Origin of the sequence: Archangium gephyra (assembly GCF_042230915.1) — a bacterium.
GTDB classification, from domain to species: domain Bacteria; phylum Myxococcota; class Myxococcia; order Myxococcales; family Myxococcaceae; genus Archangium; species Archangium gephyra_B.
In genome coordinates, this window is the sequence record NZ_CP102578.1 from 6980631 (window position 1) to 6996933 (window position 16303).

14 protein-coding genes are annotated in these 16303 nt (G+C 70.7%); 5 read left to right on the top strand and 9 right to left on the bottom strand.

All coding sequences use genetic code 11. The features are described 5' to 3' along the window. Nucleotides 1-9 precede the first annotated feature (9 nt). The gene (gene mtgA / locus NR798_RS27310; protein ID WP_375765436.1) at nucleotides 10-897 is read right to left on the bottom strand and encodes a monofunctional biosynthetic peptidoglycan transglycosylase; all 888 of its coding nucleotides are present in this window, start codon (nucleotides 895-897) and stop codon (nucleotides 10-12) included. Between the two features lie 152 nt (nucleotides 898-1049). On the opposite strand from mtgA, the gene NR798_RS27315 reads away from it, so the two are divergent. Continuing rightward, the gene (locus tag NR798_RS27315) at nucleotides 1050-1574 is read left to right on the top strand and encodes a hypothetical protein (RefSeq protein WP_375765437.1); all 525 of its coding nucleotides are present in this window, start codon (nucleotides 1050-1052) and stop codon (nucleotides 1572-1574) included. A 57-nt stretch (nucleotides 1575-1631) separates the two neighbouring features. Here the strand turns inward: NR798_RS27315 and NR798_RS27320 are convergent, their stop codons facing one another. After that, the gene (locus NR798_RS27320) at nucleotides 1632-3599 is read right to left on the bottom strand and encodes a lysyl oxidase family protein (protein WP_375765438.1); all 1968 of its coding nucleotides are present in this window, start codon (nucleotides 3597-3599) and stop codon (nucleotides 1632-1634) included. Nucleotides 3600-3756: 157 nt separating this feature from the next. Here NR798_RS27320 and NR798_RS27325 point away from each other — a divergent pair, with 157 nt between their 5' ends. Then, a complete protein-coding gene (locus tag NR798_RS27325) occupies nucleotides 3757-5298 on the top strand; it encodes a GspE/PulE family protein (protein ID WP_375765439.1) in 1542 nt (513 codons plus the stop codon). Nucleotides 5299-5322: 24 nt separating this feature from the next. Here NR798_RS27325 and NR798_RS27330 read toward each other — a convergent pair whose 3' ends face one another. Then, nucleotides 5323-5619: a hypothetical protein gene (locus tag NR798_RS27330; RefSeq protein WP_375765440.1), complete on the bottom strand. Its 297-nt coding sequence runs from the start codon at nucleotides 5617-5619 to the stop codon at nucleotides 5323-5325. A gap of 114 nt (nucleotides 5620-5733) precedes the next feature. Here NR798_RS27330 and NR798_RS27335 point away from each other — a divergent pair, with 114 nt between their 5' ends. From NR798_RS27335 to msrA, 3 genes are all read left to right on the top strand, one after another. Continuing rightward, nucleotides 5734-7644 (top strand): hypothetical protein, encoded by a 1911-nt coding sequence (locus NR798_RS27335; RefSeq protein WP_375765441.1) that lies wholly within the window; start codon nucleotides 5734-5736, stop codon nucleotides 7642-7644. Between the two features lie 137 nt (nucleotides 7645-7781). Next, the gene (locus NR798_RS27340) at nucleotides 7782-8918 is read left to right on the top strand and encodes a peptidylprolyl isomerase (RefSeq protein WP_375765442.1); all 1137 of its coding nucleotides are present in this window, start codon (nucleotides 7782-7784) and stop codon (nucleotides 8916-8918) included. Nucleotides 8919-9043: 125 nt separating this feature from the next. Next, nucleotides 9044-9703: a peptide-methionine (S)-S-oxide reductase MsrA gene (msrA, locus tag NR798_RS27345; RefSeq protein ID WP_375765443.1), complete on the top strand. Its 660-nt coding sequence runs from the start codon at nucleotides 9044-9046 to the stop codon at nucleotides 9701-9703. A gap of 24 nt (nucleotides 9704-9727) precedes the next feature. On the opposite strand, the gene NR798_RS27350 is transcribed toward msrA, so the two are convergent. The 6 genes from NR798_RS27350 to NR798_RS27375 are packed head-to-tail and all read right to left on the bottom strand — an operon-like array spanning nucleotide 9728 to nucleotide 16283. Continuing rightward, nucleotides 9728-10957, bottom strand: coding sequence for an ABC transporter permease (locus NR798_RS27350; protein WP_375773831.1), 1230 nt, complete (start codon nucleotides 10955-10957; stop codon nucleotides 9728-9730). Nucleotides 10958-10989: 32 nt separating this feature from the next. Continuing rightward, nucleotides 10990-12222, bottom strand: a complete 1233-nt coding sequence (locus NR798_RS27355; RefSeq protein WP_375765444.1) for an ABC transporter permease — start codon at nucleotides 12220-12222, stop codon at nucleotides 10990-10992. Further along, nucleotides 12219-12983, bottom strand: coding sequence for an ABC transporter ATP-binding protein (locus NR798_RS27360; protein ID WP_375765445.1), 765 nt, complete (start codon nucleotides 12981-12983; stop codon nucleotides 12219-12221). The genes NR798_RS27355 and NR798_RS27360 overlap by 4 nt, the downstream gene beginning before the upstream one ends. Further along, a complete protein-coding gene (locus NR798_RS27365; protein ID WP_375765446.1) occupies nucleotides 12980-14245 on the bottom strand; it encodes an efflux RND transporter periplasmic adaptor subunit in 1266 nt (421 codons plus the stop codon). The genes NR798_RS27360 and NR798_RS27365 overlap by 4 nt, the downstream gene beginning before the upstream one ends. Next, a complete protein-coding gene (locus tag NR798_RS27370) occupies nucleotides 14242-15570 on the bottom strand; it encodes a TolC family protein (RefSeq protein WP_375765447.1) in 1329 nt (442 codons plus the stop codon). Before NR798_RS27370 ends, NR798_RS27365 begins: the two co-directional genes overlap by 4 nt. Continuing rightward, a complete protein-coding gene (locus NR798_RS27375; protein WP_375765448.1) occupies nucleotides 15567-16283 on the bottom strand; it encodes a YIP1 family protein in 717 nt (238 codons plus the stop codon). The genes NR798_RS27370 and NR798_RS27375 overlap by 4 nt, the downstream gene beginning before the upstream one ends. Nucleotides 16284-16303: the final 20 nt, after the last annotated feature.

The window sequence follows — 16303 nt, forward strand, 5'->3', positions numbered from 1 at the left end:
TGTAGCCGTTCAGCCTTCGGCTTCCTCCTCGGACTCTTCCGGCTTCTTCCCTCCGAGGAGCTCGTCGATCTCCGCGTGCGCTGCCCTCGCCTGCTCCGCGTTGAGCCGCTTCACCGCTTCCATCTGCTCGATCACCCAGTGCGCCCGCTTCTTCAGCGCCCTCGAGCCCGAGGCCGGGGACCTCTTGCGCGGCGCTGGCAGCATCGACGCCAGGATCGCTCCCTGGGCCGCCGTCAGCTGCGAGGCCGAGACCCCGAAGTGCTCCCGCGCTCCCGCTTCGATGCCGTACACCCCGTTCCCCCACTCCACCACGTTCATGTAGATCGTGAGGATCCGGTTCTTCGGCAGCGCCTCCTCCAGCCGGTGCGCGAGAATCAGCTCCTTGCCCTTGCGCAGCAGGCTCCGGTCCGTTGACAGCCACAGGTTCTTCGCCAGCTGCTGGGTGATCGTCGACGCGCCCCGCCCCAGCTTCCCCTTGCGCACCGCGTCCTCCAGCGCGTTCTCCAGCTCCTTCGTGTCCACGCCCTCGTGCAGGTAGAAGCTCGCGTCCTCCGAGAGCAGCACCGCGTCGATCGCGTGCCGGGACACGCTCGACAGCCCCACCCACTGCTGGCGGCGCCTGGGCTTCTGGCCCGCCTCCCGCGCCTCCTCCGCGCGCTGATCCATCAGCGCCGTCGTCTTCGGGTTCTGCTTCAGCAGCGGCTCCGCGCTCGGCAGGCGCGCGTACTCGTAGGACGCAAACACCACCAGCCCCAGGAACGCCAGCATCAGCACCCGGCGAAGCCCTCCACCCCGCGCGGGCGCCTTCGCCACCTGGCGAGACTTGCCCGTGGTCGCCTGCTTCACCTTCCCCGTGGTGCCCGTGCTCTGCTTCAGCTTCATCGTCCGGCTGGCCATGTCCGCGCCCCATCTACCTCGAAGCGCCGCCCGAGGAAAATTCACCGACCCGGCAGACAACCCTCTCCAGCCTGCTCGCGGAGGGCACGCCTGCCCGCCTCCCCACAAACGCACTCTCCGTGCCGATTTCTGTCTCTCCAAGGAGAGTTCACATGTCCCTTCGTATTATTCCCTGCTGTGTACTGGTCGCCGGCATCGCCTTCCTGGGCTCCGCCTGCAGTCCTACCGCCGATGCCTCCACGCAGACGGCGGCCCTGGCGCAGGGCGGGGAATTCTGCGGTGGCATCGCCGGCATCCCCTGCGACGAGGGCTTCACCTGCGTGGACGACCCCAACGATGATTGCGATCCCAACCAGGGAGGCCGCGATTGCGGCGGCATCTGCCAGGAGCAGGGGGCGGAGAAGAAGAACTGCACGGGCAAGGAGCCCGGCTACACCTACGTCTCCCGCGACCCCGCCCAGTGCCCCGCAATCCTCTTCACCTGCCCCGAGGGCCAGTCGGCCTTCTTCAATGACTGCGGCTGCGGTTGCTTCACCAACGCTTGCAACTACGACGATCCGAGCCGGACCTACGTCTCGCAGGATCCCGATCAGTGCGCCGTCATCCGGTTCACCTGCCCCGAGGGCCAGTCGGCCTTCTTCGACAGCTGCGGCTGCGGCTGCACGACCGCGCCGTAGCGCTCGCCGCGGTCCCGGGTGCTCCGGGGTGCACGTCCCCCGGAGCATCCGTGTCTTCTACGGGAGGATCTCCACGGTGTTGCCGGAGATCTTCACCTTCACGTCGACGGAGTTGGGGTGCACGTCCTCCTCGTCGACGATGTCGCTCTTGTCCACGCCGATGCGCAGGGTGTACGTGCCGTCCGCGACGTCCGTGATGTCCAGCCACTGGCACGGGTAGTCGCCCGCGTACACGTCGGCCCAGCCCGGCGAGATGCCCTGCGAGCCATCGGTGGCGATGAACGGAGCCGCCGCGTCCCCACAGTAGGGCGTCAGGTCCACCAGGAAGAAGCCCTGCTTGCGGCCCACCGCCACCACCGCGTTCTCGGGGCTGACCAGCTCATAGCTGGCGAAGCCGACGAGGTGATCATGCTGGTGGCACGCGTCGAACTCGTAGAGGTCCGGCCGCACGTCGGGAGGCGGGATGCTCACGGAGCCCGTGCCCAGGTTCGGGATGGAGACGCTGAAGCGCAGCAGGCGCCGGTCTCCGGGCGCGCCCACGCAGCGCTCCGTCACCTCGCAGGCCGTCTCCGCGAAGTTGCGCTGCTCGACATACGCCGTGCGGGAGATGACGTCCGCGTCCACCGTCACGTCCGGCTTGCCCGAGCCGCCCGCCAGGCCACACGACGTGGGGGAGCGCAGGAAGGGCGTGGGCGTCAGGGGCGGCACCTTGCCTCCCGTGAAGGCCATCACCCGTCCCGGCCGCAGGGGCGTGGTCGGGGCGAGCTGGTCATAGGGCGGAGTCAGCCCGGCGAGGAGGTCCGCGTAGCCGTCCCCGTTGAGATCCCCGGCGCCCACGGGCGCGTAGCGCACGTACCCGTGGAACTGCGACCCCGTCGAGTTGCTCTTCGGCCAGGCCCAGTCCGGGCGCACCTCGGAGGAGAGCCCCTGCTTGGGGAAGAACGCGTACAGGCGCCCCGGCGCTCCCATCAGGAACTCCGTCTCCTTGTTGTCCTTGTCCAGGTCCCCCACGAAGAACGTCGTGGGACTGAAGCCGGGATAGGCGGCATCCCCGAGGATGCGCCAGATGGGCGAGGGCGAGATGCCGCCCTCCGGCTGGAAGAGGTGCACCGCCGCGCGGCCCGGGTCACCGAGGATGACCTCGCGGTGCCCATCCCCGTTCTGGTCCGGGAAGAACCCCAGCACCGGCTCGGGGGCCGTCCAGGAGGGAGTGACCGCCAGGCCCCCCTCACAGACGCCCGCCTCCTCCGTCTTGCACCCGAGGAAGAGCTTGGAGCCCTCCGCGGTCCCGAACAGCACATCCTTCGCCCCATCGCCGTTGAGGTCCCCCGCGCGGAGGACCCGCGTCGCCCGGTCCGGGAACGTCTTCACCAGGGTGAACGGAGCGTCCGCGCCGGGGGTGGCGCGATAGATGCTCGTGCGCCGCGTCGAGCCCTGATTGACGACGATGTCATCCAACCCATCCCCATTCAGATCGCTGAGGAAGCTCACGTAGTGGACGCCGAGGAACGGCGCGCGGAACAGGGGCGCCTGGAGCACCGTCCCGAGGTCCGCCTTTCCCGCGTAGACGAGCGTCCCCGTGGCCTGGGAGCGGATGAGGATGTCGGCGAAGCCGTCCCCGTTCACCTCGCCGATGAACACGACGCTGTTGCGCCCGCTCGCGGACGGGTTGGGGTTCTGCCAGTCCACCTCGGCGACGACGGGCTCGGCGGAGAAGGACGAGCCATTGCCGGCGTAGATGGCCAGCGAGCCCTTGCCCGTCATCCCCGTGCACGGAGGCGCCGCGACCACCAGGTCCTGCTTCCCGTCCCCGTTCACGTCCCCGAGCGCGAGGGAGTTGCCGAAGCACGACAGCCGGAGGGACTCGGGCGCTTCCAGCGTCCAGAGGGGCGTCTCGGACAGGAAGGGCCCCTGGTCCACGGGCGGGTCCTCGGGAGGATCCGGATTCTGCTGCGGAGGCGGTGTAGGGCAGCCCCCCAGCACCGCCGCCAGGGCGGTGGAGAGCAACACTCGATGCGTCTTCATGCTTGGAAACCCCCTCGGTGTCCGGGGCCCCCGGCCGGGCCCGGCGTTGCTGTTCAACGATATGGGCGAACGCCACATATCGAACCCGCTTTCTGGGAACGAGCCCTGACACAGCCTATCGCGATCGCCGGGGCCCGGGCGTGGTATGCCCGCGCGCATGGCCCAGGGGTCCGACACCTTCTCCGAGCTCTCGCAGTACACCCTCGATCGCCACTCCATGCGGCTGCTGCCCGAGCCGTTCTGCCGCCGCCACTCCGTGGTGGTGCTGGGCAAGGTCGACGCGCAGGCGGCCGACGCGCCCGTCCCCATCGGCATGGTGGATCCCGACAACCAGGCCCTGCGCTTCCGGATCTCCGACTTCCTGCAGCGGCCCATCCAGCCGGTGAAGCTCAACCGCTACGAGATCGAGTCGGCGCTGCGGACGGGCTTCGGCGCCGGGGCGCACACGAAGTCGGATCTCGTCATCCACCAGCGCCCGCCCTCGCGGCAGCCGCCCACGCCCGTCGAGCTCGTGGATGACCTCCTCGCCGGAGCCTTCGAGCGCAAGGCCTCGGACATCCACATCGAGAGCTACCGGGACGACGTGGACCTGCGCTACCGCATCGACGGCATCCTGCACCAGGCCTACACGGACATGGATCCGGAGTCCGTGAAGGAGGTGGTCAGCCGCATCAAGATTCTCGCCGGGATGGACATCACCGAGCACCGGCGGCCCCAGGACGGCCGCATCCGCGCCGTCATCGCCCGGAGCGAGGAGCACAAGGTCGTCGACTACCGCGTGAGCGTGGTGCCGAGCCCGGGCGGTGAGGACGTGGTCATCCGCGTGCTCGACTCGAGCGCGGGGCTCGTGCCCGTGAGCAAGCTGGGGATGAACCCGGACACGGAGCGGCTGTTCCTCAACCTGCTCTCCAATCCCGAGGGCCTCATCCTCGTCACGGGCCCCACCGGCAGCGGCAAGACGACCACGCTCTACGGAGCGCTCGCGCAGCTCAACGACGGGCGCAAGAAGATCATCACCGCCGAGGACCCCATCGAGTACTACGTCCCCAAGGTGAACCAGAAGGAGGTCAGCCCGCAGATGTCGCACGCGATGCTGCTGCGCGCGCTGCTGCGGCAGGATCCGAACGTGATGCTGGTGGGGGAGATCCGCGACCTGGAGACGGGCAGCATGGCGCTCAACGCTGCGGCGACCGGGCACGTGGTGCTCGGCACGCTCCACACCGCCGACGCGGTGGGCGCCGTGGGCCGGCTGCGCGGCCTGGAGTTGGATGACGCCGACATCGCGGACTCGCTGCTCGCGGTGCTGGCCCAGCGGCTCGTGCGGCGCATCTGCCCCCAGTGCGAGGCGCCCGCCGAGCCCACCCGGAAGCAGCTGGATCTGCTCGGCCCGCTGCTGGAGGGCATCCAGCCCCGGACGGGCATGGGTTGCGAGGAGTGCCGCCACACCGGCTACCGGGGGCGCACCGGCATCTACGAGCTGCTGGTGGTGGACTCGGGGATGCAGGATCTGATCGCCCAGGGGGGCCACAGCGCGCAGCTGCGCCGCCACGCGCGGGCCCATGGCTTCCGGACCCTCGTGGAGGACGCGCTCGAGAAGATCGCCAGCGGGCAGACCACGCTCGCGGAGCTGGTGCGGGTCATCCCCTACCGGCAGATCATGGCCGCCCGCGAGGATCGCCAGCAGGGCCAGAAGGCCTGAGCCAGGCCCGTCCCGGGCCGCGCACTAGAAGAGGATCAGCGCCGCCAGTCCCAACCCGAGCAGCGTGAGGAGCACCGCCAGGGTCCAGGTCGGGAGGGCCTCCACCCGCGCGGGCAGCGGCTCGCGACGGGGCGGCTCGTGGCGGGGCGGCTCGGGCGGAACATACGGTTCCTTCGTGACGGTCAGCCGCAGCAGCACCGACTCGGACAGGCTCTGGCAGAGCGCTTCGGGCCGGAAGGGCTCCCCGTTGATGATGAGCCGGGGACGCTCGGAGGAAGCCGGCTCGGGAGTCTCGGGGGGCGTGGAGGGGGGAGCCGTCATCTGCCCCCACTCTAGGCCATCCTCCAGACGGCGTACGATTCGTGCACGACGGACGCACCTGGAGGCGGGGCCGGCCCGATAATCCCCTGTCTCGATTTTCGAGAGGATTTCTCCATGAGTTTCCTGAGCCGGATCGTCCGCAAGCCCCAGCAGCTCCTCGGCGCCCCCGCGCGCATCGCGGCGGCCGTCGTCAGCAAGCCCACGGCCCGCCTCGCCAACACGGCCCGCAGCACCTTCACCCCCGCCCGGGCCGTCGCCCAGCGGGTGGTGGGCCGCACCGCCAGTGCCGCCACGCGGCAGCTCGCTCGGGCCCACAGCGGACCCGCCGCCGCGCGTGCCCAGCCCCAGCCCCGGAGCCTGCTGGGTGGGGCCCTCGGCCGCGTCTCCGCCGCGGCGCGTCAGAGCGTGCGGAATGTGGGACGTGCCGTGAGCGGCGCGGCCCATGCGGTGCAGCACGCCCCGGCCGGAATCCAGCGGGCGGCCCAGCGCGGCGTGCAGCAGGTGCAGCGGACGGCCGGCCAGGTGGCCGCGCGCGTCAACGCCAATCCCGTCACCCAGTCGCTGCGGCGCACCGCCGGCTTCGCCCAGCGCACCCTCGGCCACGCCCAGAACCTCCAGACGTTCGGCCAGGGCGTGGGCGAGCTCGCCGGCAAGGCGCGCACCGCCGTGAGTGACGTGCGCAACGCCGTCAGGACCCGCAGCCTCTCGGCCGCCGGCCAGGCCCTGCGCTCCGTCACCGACACCGCCCGCTCCGCCGGGGAGGTGGTGACCCAGGCCCGCGAGGCCCGCACCAGCCTGCGCAACATCCGCAACGACTTCGCCAACACCTTCCCGAGGACCGCCGGGCGCCTGTCCCAGACGTACCAGCGCGCCGCCTCCGTGGCGTCCAACGTGGCGCAGCGCACCGGGCTGAACCGCGTGGCCTCCAGCGCCCAGCGGCTGGCCTCGAGCGTGGCCCACAACCCCACCGCCCAGGCCTTCCGGCGCACCGCGGGATTTACCCAGCGCACCCTGGGCAGCGCCCACTCGCTGGTGGAGCTCGGCAGCCAGGTGCGCACCGCGGCCGGTCAGACGCGCACCGCCTTCAACGACATCCGCAACGCCTTGCGCGACCCCAGCCTCTCGAGCGCGGGCACGGCGCTGCGCTCCACGTTCGACGCGGTGCGGGGCGCCCGGGACGTGGTCACCGCCGGACGCGAGGCACGCACGGCGCTGCGCAACATCCGCGACGACTTCTCGCGCACCTTCCCGAGGACGGCCCAGCGCCTGGGCCAGCAGTTCCAGCGGGCCGCGGGCGCGGCGGGCAACGTGGCCAACCGCCTCGGCGCCTCCCGCGTGCGCAACACCGCCCAGAACCTGCTCTCCCGCGCCACGCAGTCGCGCGTGGGCCAGGCCGTGGGCAACCTGCGCAACAACACCCGCGGGCTCGGCGGGGCCGTTGGCACCCTGGCCAACCTCGGCCAGAACGTCCGCAACGCCATCACCCAGGCCCCCACCGCATTCCGGGACATCCGCCAGGCCCTCCGCACGCGCAGTGCCGAGGACGTGGGCCGGGCGCTCACCTCCACCCGCGAGACGCTCAGCTCCGTCCGGGACATCGCCGAGGCCGTGCCCGGTGCGCGCGACGCCGTGCGCACCCTGGGCCGGGTGGCCCAGAACGTGGCCCCGCGGGTGTCCGCCCGCGTTGCCCAGACGGCGGCCAACGTGGCTTCCCGCGCCGCCAGCTCCGTGGCCGGCCGGGTGGCCTCGCGCGTCGCCGCCACGAGCGTCGCCAGGGCCGGCGCCGCGGCGGCGGGCAGGGCCGCGGGCCGCTTCGTGCCCGGTGTCAACGTCGCCATCGCCGCGGTGGACACCGCCGCCTTCGTCAACACCCTGCGCGACCCCCATGCCAGCGTCGGCTCCCGGGTGACGGCCGGCGTCACCGCCCTGGGCTCCATCGCCGCCGCCACCAACATCCCCGTCGTCAGCCAGGTGGGCGCCGCCGTCTCCACGGTGTCCAGCTTCGTCGGCGGCCTCTTCGGCTGACCCCCGGGCAGTGGGTGCCCCCAAAACAGGATTTCTGTTTTAATCCCGTTTGAACCGAGCGGACGGCGTCCAGGTGGCGCCGCCCGCTTCTTCGTTTTCACAGGCTGGGCTCGCCACGAGCGCCCAAGGAGTCATTGGTGTCTTCTCGTAACGATGGCAGTGGAGCCCCCCGCGGCAGCACCGGTTCCATCGAGGCGGATCACATCCTCCGGAAGCTGGAGGGTGGCGGTCAGCGCCCGGTGGCCCAGACGGCGCGCGCGCTCAAGCTGCCCAAGGTGAAGGCGCCCTCGCTGGACAACCTCCAGGTCACCGTCCCCCAGGACTCGGACATCACCCAGGAAGAGCTGCTCATGCGCTTCCACGAGATGGTGCGCGCGCACTCGGCCACGCGGGAGCGGGCGCCCGGCGAGCCCGTGCAGCTGGGGGACACCGTGGTGCTGGACACGCTCGGCTACGCCCAGGGCCGCCTCATCCCCTTCAGCGCCAAGAGCGGCCTGGAGATGGAGATGGCGCCGTCGGATCTGCTGCCCGGCCTGCCCGAGGGGCTGGTGGGCACGCCCGTGGGCGGAGGCCAGGAGGTGCAGGTGACGCTGCCGGACACCTACCCGGTGGAGCACCTGCGCGGGGTGCACGCCACCTTCCTGGTGGACGTGGTGGCCGCCCGGGAGGTGACGATTCCGGACGCCGAGAGCGACGCCTTCGTGCGCAAGCTCGGCCGCGGCACCACGCTCGAGGCGGTGATGGAGTCGCTCGCGGACGAGATCGCCAACGAGCGCGCCGACGACATGTGGCTGGAGGCCCAGGAGCGCGTGCTGGACGAGCTGGTGCTGCGCACCGAGGTGCCGCTCACGGTGGAGCTGGTGGACGAGGAGATCCGCCAGGCCTGGAGCGCCACCGAGGCCCGCCTGCTGGCGCAGAAGGACTTCGCTCCGGACGAGCTGCAGGAGTCGCTGGACGGGTGGCTGGACGATCCCACCACCCGGCTGGAGGCCGAGCGGCGCCTGCGCATCGCCTTCGCCCTGAGGGCCATCATCGAGCGCGACCAGTTGCAGCTCACCCCGGAGAAGATGGACGAGGTGCTCCAGGAGGCGGTGGTGCCCTTCGGGCTGTCGCTGGAGGAGGCGCGCCGCGCGCTGGCCCACCCCACCACGGCCGAGGGCGTCCGCAACGCCGCGATGCAGGTGATGGCCGTGCGCCACGTCATGGGCAAGGCCCAGGTGCGCTTCGAGGGCGTCCCCGGCGTCTTCACCGGCAACGGCAAGCAGCTGCGCTAGGCGCCACGGCTAGGCGCCACGGCGAGGGAGGGAGCGCCCCCCGGCACGCTCCCCCCTGTCCGCCGGCTGTCCCCGGGCCCGTCACATTCCCGGCGAGGGCCCGCACGCCGCGTTAATCTCGGGGCATGTGGCGGATCCTCAATCCCAGCAAGCTGAAGATGCCTTCCGCGGAGGAGGCCCTGCCGGGCCGTTCCACCCGGATGCCTGTCCCCAAGCAGCACCACGTCAACGGCGCGCCGCTCGAGCCGCCCTTCCCGGAGGGCCTGGAGCAGGCCATCTTCGGCCTGGGCTGCTTCTGGGGGGCCGAGCGCAAGTTCTGGCAGACGCCCGGCGTGTACTCCACCTCGGTGGGCTACGCGGGGGGCCATACCCCCAACCCCACCTATGAGGAGGTGTGCTCGGGCCGCACCGGCCACACCGAGGTGGTGCTCGTGGTGTACGACCCGAAGCAGGTCTCCTTCGAGACGCTCCTCAAGGTCTTCTGGGAGAGCCATGACCCGACCCAGGGCATGCGCCAGGGCAACGACGTGGGCACCCAGTACCGCTCGGCCCTCTACTGGACCACGGAGGCGCAGCGGAAGACCGCCGAGGCCTCGCGCGACGCCTACCAGAAGGTGCTCACCGCGGCGGGCCACGAGCCCATCACCACGGAGCTGCGCCAGGCGCCCGAGTACTACTACGCCGAGGACTACCACCAGCAGTACCTGGCCAAGAACCCGAACGGGTACTGCGGCCTCGGGGGCACTGGCGTGAGCTGCCCCGTGGGCGTGGCCGCCGCGCCGTAGCGGAGCGGCCACGGGCCATGCGCCCTACTCGGAGCGCATGGCCTCCACCGGATCCAACCTCGCGGCGCGGGCCGCGGGGTAGATGCCGAACACCAGGCCCACGCCCGAGCTCATCGCCAGCGAGAGCGCCACCGCCCAGGCGGGCACCACGGTGTTGAAGCCCAGCATCCATCGGGACAGGAAGGCCAGCCCGAAGCCGAGCCCCACGCCGATGATGCCGCCCAGCAGCGACATGATCACCGCCTCGGTGGCGAACTGGGCGAGGATGCGGAACTTGCGCGCGCCCAGCGCCTTGCGGATGCCGATCTCCTTCGTCCGCTCCGTCACCGACACCAGCATGATGTTGAGGATGCCGATGCCGCCCACCACGAGCGACAGCAGGCACACGCCGAAGCTGGCGATGGTGATGACCTGGGAGAGGCTGTTGAAGGTCTCCGTCATCGACTCGTTGGTGTGCACCTCGAAGTCGTTGGGCTCCAACGGCGCCACGTCCCGGCGGCGGCGCAGCAGGTTCGTCACCTCTTCCTGCGCCTTGTTGAGTTGATCCGGCTCGCGCGCCTGCACCGCGATCTCCACCGAGTCCACCGACCCGTAGACCGTCTCGTAGGCGAGCAGCGGCATGATGATGACGTTGTCCATGCTCATCATGCCCAGGAAGCTGCCGCGCCGCTGCAGCACGCCCACCACGGTGAAGGGGCGGCCCTTGATGCGCAGCTGCTGGCCGAGCGGCTCCATGCCCGGAAAGAGCGTCTCCACCACGTCCAGGCCCACCACCACGACCTGACGGCCGTCCACCGCCTCCACCGGGCTGAAGAAGCGCCCCAAGGCGACGGTCGTGCCGCTGGTGTCGATGTACTCGGCCGTGGCGCCGGTGATGCGCACCGAGGGGCGCGTCTCCAGGTTCGCGCTGGAGACCTTCTGGCCCCCGGACGTATCCGAGGCGGACACCACGCCCACCGAGGGACACCACTCCTGGATGGCCCGCATGTCCTCGATCGTCAGATCCTTGCGCTTGGCGTACATCCGCCAGTTCACCCGGCCGAAGCCCGCGGGCCACTTGCTCACCTCGAAGGTGTTGGCGCCCAGCTGCGATAGGTCGTTGTTCACCTTGAGGCGCAGGCCCTCGATGAGCGCCATCATGACGATGACCGTGGTCACGCCGATGACGATGCCCAGCAGCGTGAGCAGCGTGCGCAGCGGGTTGCCCAGGAAGGTACCCAGGGCCAGCCGCAGGTTGTCGGCCATCGCCAGCAGGTGGGCCTCGAAGCGTCGGAACATGGTCGTGCTCACTCGTAGCGAAGGGCTTCCACGGGATCCAGGTTCGCGGCCCGCGCCGCCGGCCAGATGCCGAACAACAGCCCCACCAGCGCGGCGAAGCCCACCCCGCCCAGGATGGTGGTGAGCTGCACGTCGGCCGCCAGCGGCGTGATGAGGGACACCACCTTGGCCGTCCCCAGTCCCACCACCGTGCCCAGCAGGCCGCCCACCGCGGACACGGCGGAGGCCTCCATGAGGAACTGCATCACGATGGTGCGCTTGCGCGCCCCGAGCGCGCGCCGGATGCCGATCTCCCGCGTCCGCTCGCGCACCGACACGAGCATGATGTTCATGATGCCAATGCCGCCCACCAGCATGGTGATGAAGCCCACGCCCAGCGCCACGCCATAGAGGGCCCCGGTGAGCTGCTCGTACGTCTGGGCGAGCTGCTCCGGGCGGTTGATGGAGAAGTCGTCCGGGACGCCCGGGGGTGTGCTCCGCACGCGCCGCACGATGCCCACGAGCTGCTCCTCCGCGTTGCGGATGTCCTGCCCCTGCTCCACGGCCATGGCGATGCTGAAGGGGCGGCCCTTGCCGAAGGTGGAGTAGAACGTCTTGAAGGGCACCATCACCGTCAGGTCCTGGTCGCGCTCCAGCAGCTTGCCCTTGCGCGCCAGCGTGCCCACCACCTGGAAGGGCCGGCCGTCGATGCGGATGGAGCGGCCCAGGGGATTGAGCCCCGGGAAGAGGCCCTCGGCCACGGTGGCGCCGAGCACGGCCACGGGCCGGGACACCGCGTCATCCGCGTCCGTGAGGGGACGCCCGGACACCACCTGCCAGGAGCCAATGGCGAAGTACTCCTGCGTCACCCCGAAGACGTCCACGGTGGAGAGCTGCTGGCCATTGAAGCCCACGTCTCCGTTGCGGCCGACGATGGGCGAGAGGGCGGAGAGGAACGGCGCCTGCGCGCGGATCTGCTCCACCTGCGGCAGGGTGAAGTTCTTCCGGTTGCGGTACATCCACCAGTCGCCCTTCATGACCCAGGGGAACTTGGAGACCTGCAGCGTATTGGAGCCGAGCGAGGCCAGCTGCTTGTCGAAGGAGGCGTTGAGGCCCTGGATGATGCCGATGATGGCCAGCAGCGTGGCCACGCCGATGCCGATGCCCACCGTGGTGAGCACGGTGCGCATGCGGTTGGCCCCCAGCGAGAAGAACGCGATGCGCGCCCCCTCCATCACATCCACGCGCACGGCCTTGTTCATGAGCCCCCCACGGCCTGCGCCTGGGGCGCGTGCGCGTCACCCAGCGCCACCTGGCGCCCGGGTCCATCCGCGACGATCTCCCCGTCACTGAGCCGGATGGCCCGGGGGCAGCGCGCCGCCAGCTTCGGCTCGTGCGTGACGAGCACCAGCGTGTTGCCCGCCCGGTGCAGCTCCTCGAAGAGCCGGACGATCTCCTCGCCCGTGGCCGAGTCCAGGTTGCCCGTGGGCTCGTCCGCCAGCAGCATGGAGGGCTCGGCCACCAGGGCCCGGGCGATGGCCACGCGCTGGCGCTGGCCGCCGGACAGCTCGTTGGGCCGGTGGTGCATGCGGTGCTCCAGGTGCACCTTGGCCAGCGCCGCCCTGGCCCGCTCGCGCCGCTCCTTGGCCTTCATGCCCCGGTAGACGAGCGGCAGCTCCACGTTGGAGAGCGCCGTCTCGCGCGGCAACAACTGGAACGTCTGGAAGATGAAGCCAATCTCCTCGTTGCGCACCACGGCGAGCTCGTCGTCCGTCATGCGCGACACGTCCTTGTTGTTGAGCATGTAGCGGCCGCTGCTGGGCGTATCCAGGCAGCCCAGCACGTTCATCAACGTGCTCTTGCCCGAGCCGGACTGGCCGATGATGGCCACCCACTCGCCGCGGCCGATGCCGAAGGACACGCCCCGCAGCGCGCGCACCTCCTCGCCACCCACGTGGAAGACACGGGTGACGTCCTGCACATCGATGAGCCGGGGAGCCCCGGTGCCCTGGAGCTCGCTCACGACTTCTTCCCACCCGGACCGCCCGGGCCGCCGGGCTGCGGCTCGCGCACGGTGTCGCCGTGCTTCAGCTCCTTGGACAGCGTGCGGTAGGGGCCCTCCACCACCTTGTCGCCCTCGATGATGCCCTCGAGGATCTCCAGGTCGGTGTCGGAGGCGATGCCCGTGCGCACCCGGCGCATCTGCGCCTTGTTGTCCGCGTCCACCACGAAGACCACCTTGGCCAGCGTCTCCGCGCGGCGGGCCACCGTCAGGCCCGTGCCCTCCACCGGCGCCTTGTAGTCCGGCAGGCTCTTCTCCGGACGCACCGTCACCGACTGGATGGGGACGAGCACCGTCTCGTCATGCTTCTCGGCGGAAATGCGCACCTCCGCGCTCATGCCCGGCAGCACCCGCGCCGGCCGCGAGCTGAGCGCCACCGTCACGGGGAAGGTGGTGACCTCGGCCTCGGTGCCCGGGTTCTTGATGAGCGCCTTCTGGGCGATCTCCACCACCGAGCCCTCGTAGGACTCGCCCTCCAGCGCGTCCACGGAGATCTCCGCGGGCTGGCCGGGCTTGAGGTGCACCACCTCGTGCTCGCCCACCTCGAACTTCACCTCCATGATGTTGAGCGCGGCGATGGTCATCACCACGTCCTCGGAGAAGTCCGAGCCCCGCACGCGCTCACCCACCTCGCGCGACAGCTCGATGATGTTGCCGTCGATGGGCGAGAGCAGCGTCGTCTTGGAGAGGTTGGTCTGCGCCTCCTCGGAGACGGCGGAGGCCTGGGCCAGGCGCTGCTGGGCGGAGGCCAGCCGGGCCACGGCCGTGTCCCGGGCCGCCCGCGCCTGCTCCACCTCGGCCGCCGAGGCCATTCCCTTCTTGCCCAGCTCCTCCACGCGCGCCAGCTCGGCCGTGGTGCGGTCCACCTCCACCTGGGACACCTGGGCGTCCGAGCGCGCCGCGTTCTGCGCCGCCTGGGCCTGCTTGGCGGACGCCTCGTAGCGCTTGCGGTCGATGCGGCCCAGCACCTGGCCCTTGGTGACCCGGTCCCCATCCTTCACCAGCAGCTCCGTCAGGTCACCGGAGAGGTTGGAGGAGATCTTCACCGTGGTGGCCGCCTGCACCTTGCCGGCGCCCGTGATGGTGCGGGTGATGCTGCCCTTGCGAGCCTTGGTCACCTGCGCCTCCACCGTGGGAGGCGGCCGGTCCTTCAACCCACCCGCCGTGATGGCCGCCGCTCCGAGGAACAGACCGCCTGCGATGACCGCCTTCCACCACTTCATTTCGCTTCTCCCGGGGCCAGAGTGCCCATGGCCCGCATCAGCGTGAAGCGGGCGATTTCGACGTTGATACGGTTCTCCAACAGCGTCAGCTCGGCCTGGGTGAGCTTGAGCTGCGCGTCGCGCACCTCGAGCGTCGAGCTCACTCCCGCGTTGAAGCGCTCCTCGGCGAGCACCAGCGCGTCGGCGGCCGCCTTGCGGTTGGCCTCGGCCAGCTCGGCGGAGACGATCTGCGCCTGCAGCGCCACGAGCGACTGGCGCACCGAGCCCTCCAGCTCGCGCTCGGACTGCTGCAGGTTCAGCTCGGCCACCCGGCTCTGGTACTCGGCCCGGCGCGCCTGCGCCTGGGTGGAGAAGCCGTTGAAGAGATCCCACGAGATGCTCAGGCCACCGTTCACCCGGTTCTGCCGCGCTGGCTGACCGAAGAAGACCGACGGTTCCGGACCGGTGCGCTGGTAGCCCGCATCGAGCGAGAAGCGCGGCAGGTACCCGGCGTTGGCGATGCTCTCCTGCAGCTCCGCCACGCGCAGCCGCTGCCGCAGCGCCACCAGCAGCGGCCGGCGGGTCCTCGCCTCCTGCAGCGCCTGCTCCAGCGAGGGCGCCGGCGCGGGCGCCTGGGTCAACACGCCCGGATCCACCGCCTCCACCGCCTCCGCGCCCGGCATGGCCAGCCACGTGGACAACCGCGCCTGGTCCGTGGCGAGCTGCGACTGCCGCGACACCACGGCGATGCGGTCATTGCCCAGGTTCACCAGGGCGGACAGCTCCTCGGCCTTGCCCACCCGGCCCGCCTGGAAGAGCGCCCGGGCGCGCTCGAGCTGCTGCTCGCTGCGCCGCACGTTGGCCTCCAGCACCTGGATGGTCGCCTGGGTGCGGAAGAGCGAGTAGAAGCGGTTGATGCCCTCCAGCTCGGAGGTGTCCTGCTGCTCGGTCGCCTCGCCCCGCAGCGCCTCCAACTGCGCCCCGCTCTGCTCCAACCGCGCCCAGACGGCCCGGTCATAGAGGAGCTGCGAGACGGTGACGCCGAGGTTGAAGAAGGGGTAGCGCACTTCCGGGGTGTCGATCTGCAGCTGCTGGAAGCCGCCGCCCTCCACGGGCACGACGTTATAGGAGCGCTGGGGGCCGATGTAGTTGAGGGAGGCGCCCGCCGAGAACCGGACCTGGGGCAGCAGCGACGAGCGGGAGGCACGCACGTCCTGCTCGGCGCTGGAGGCCTGCAGGGCGGCGGTGAGCGCCTGGACGTTGTCCCGGCTCCGGGCGCGGGCGTCCTCCAGGCTGACGGGCGTGGCATGGGTGGCGAGCGCCACCGCGAGCATGAGCGCGTTCATCGGCCACCTCCCGGACCACCGGCACCGCGCGGACCGCCGGGCCCTCCGGCCATCATCGCGGGTACGCCCACGAAGAACACCCCGACGAACAGGACGTAGAGCACGGTGCACAGCAGCACCGCCCGGCCCTTGCGCATCCCCGTGGCCGAGGAGAAGCCCAGCCCCATCAGCACCACGCTCCACAGGTTGAAGAAGTCCACGCCCCGCAGCACCTTGGTCATCTTCGGGGACAGGCCCTCCAGGGCGGCCAGGCTCGAGGGCACCAGGTCCTGCATGCGGGCCTCGGTGAGCGAGTGCTGCGCCAGCGCGCAGACGGTGAAGACGAGGTGGTAGAGCGCGATGGGCAGCATGGCCAGCGCCGCCGCCGACATGAGCCGGCCAAAGGGCGCGGTCCTGTCGAACAGCCACGCGGCCACCCACAGCGCCGCCGCCAGCACCAGCGTCAGGAAGGGCATCACGAAGACGCCCTTGGCGATCCCCGCCACCAGCGCCTTGCGCGAGGCCGTCTGAATCTCCTCGGAGATCTCCGTCTCCGTCGCCCGCTCGAGCTTGCCGGTCATCTGCATCTGCTGCACCACCGCCGGGCCAGCGTCCCAGCGGAGGGAAAAGGCCGTCCCAGAAGCGGACACGCACACGGCGAGGATCAACAGGGGCCACACCCAGCGGCGGGCCTCGATGGCGGCTCCGGTCGCATCGAGTGGATCGAGGAGCACACGGGTGGGTTGAACGATTG

Coding starts and splice junctions, on each gene's coding strand:
- NR798_RS27335 (WP_375765441.1), top strand. CDS start 5,734: ATGAGTTTCCTGAGCCGGATCGTCCGCAAGCCCCAGCAGCTCCTCGGC.
- NR798_RS27325 (WP_375765439.1), top strand. CDS start 3,757: ATGGCCCAGGGGTCCGACACCTTCTCCGAGCTCTCGCAGTACACCCTC.
- NR798_RS27355 (WP_375765444.1), bottom strand. CDS start 12,222: ATGAACAAGGCCGTGCGCGTGGATGTGATGGAGGGGGCGCGCATCGCG.
- NR798_RS27320 (WP_375765438.1), bottom strand. CDS start 3,599: ATGAAGACGCATCGAGTGTTGCTCTCCACCGCCCTGGCGGCGGTGCTG.
- msrA (WP_375765443.1), top strand. CDS start 9,044: ATGTGGCGGATCCTCAATCCCAGCAAGCTGAAGATGCCTTCCGCGGAG.
- mtgA (WP_375765436.1), bottom strand. CDS start 897: ATGGCCAGCCGGACGATGAAGCTGAAGCAGAGCACGGGCACCACGGGG.
- NR798_RS27330 (WP_375765440.1), bottom strand. CDS start 5,619: ATGACGGCTCCCCCCTCCACGCCCCCCGAGACTCCCGAGCCGGCTTCC.
- NR798_RS27370 (WP_375765447.1), bottom strand. CDS start 15,570: ATGAACGCGCTCATGCTCGCGGTGGCGCTCGCCACCCATGCCACGCCC.
- NR798_RS27365 (WP_375765446.1), bottom strand. CDS start 14,245: ATGAAGTGGTGGAAGGCGGTCATCGCAGGCGGTCTGTTCCTCGGAGCG.
- NR798_RS27315 (WP_375765437.1), top strand. CDS start 1,050: ATGTCCCTTCGTATTATTCCCTGCTGTGTACTGGTCGCCGGCATCGCC.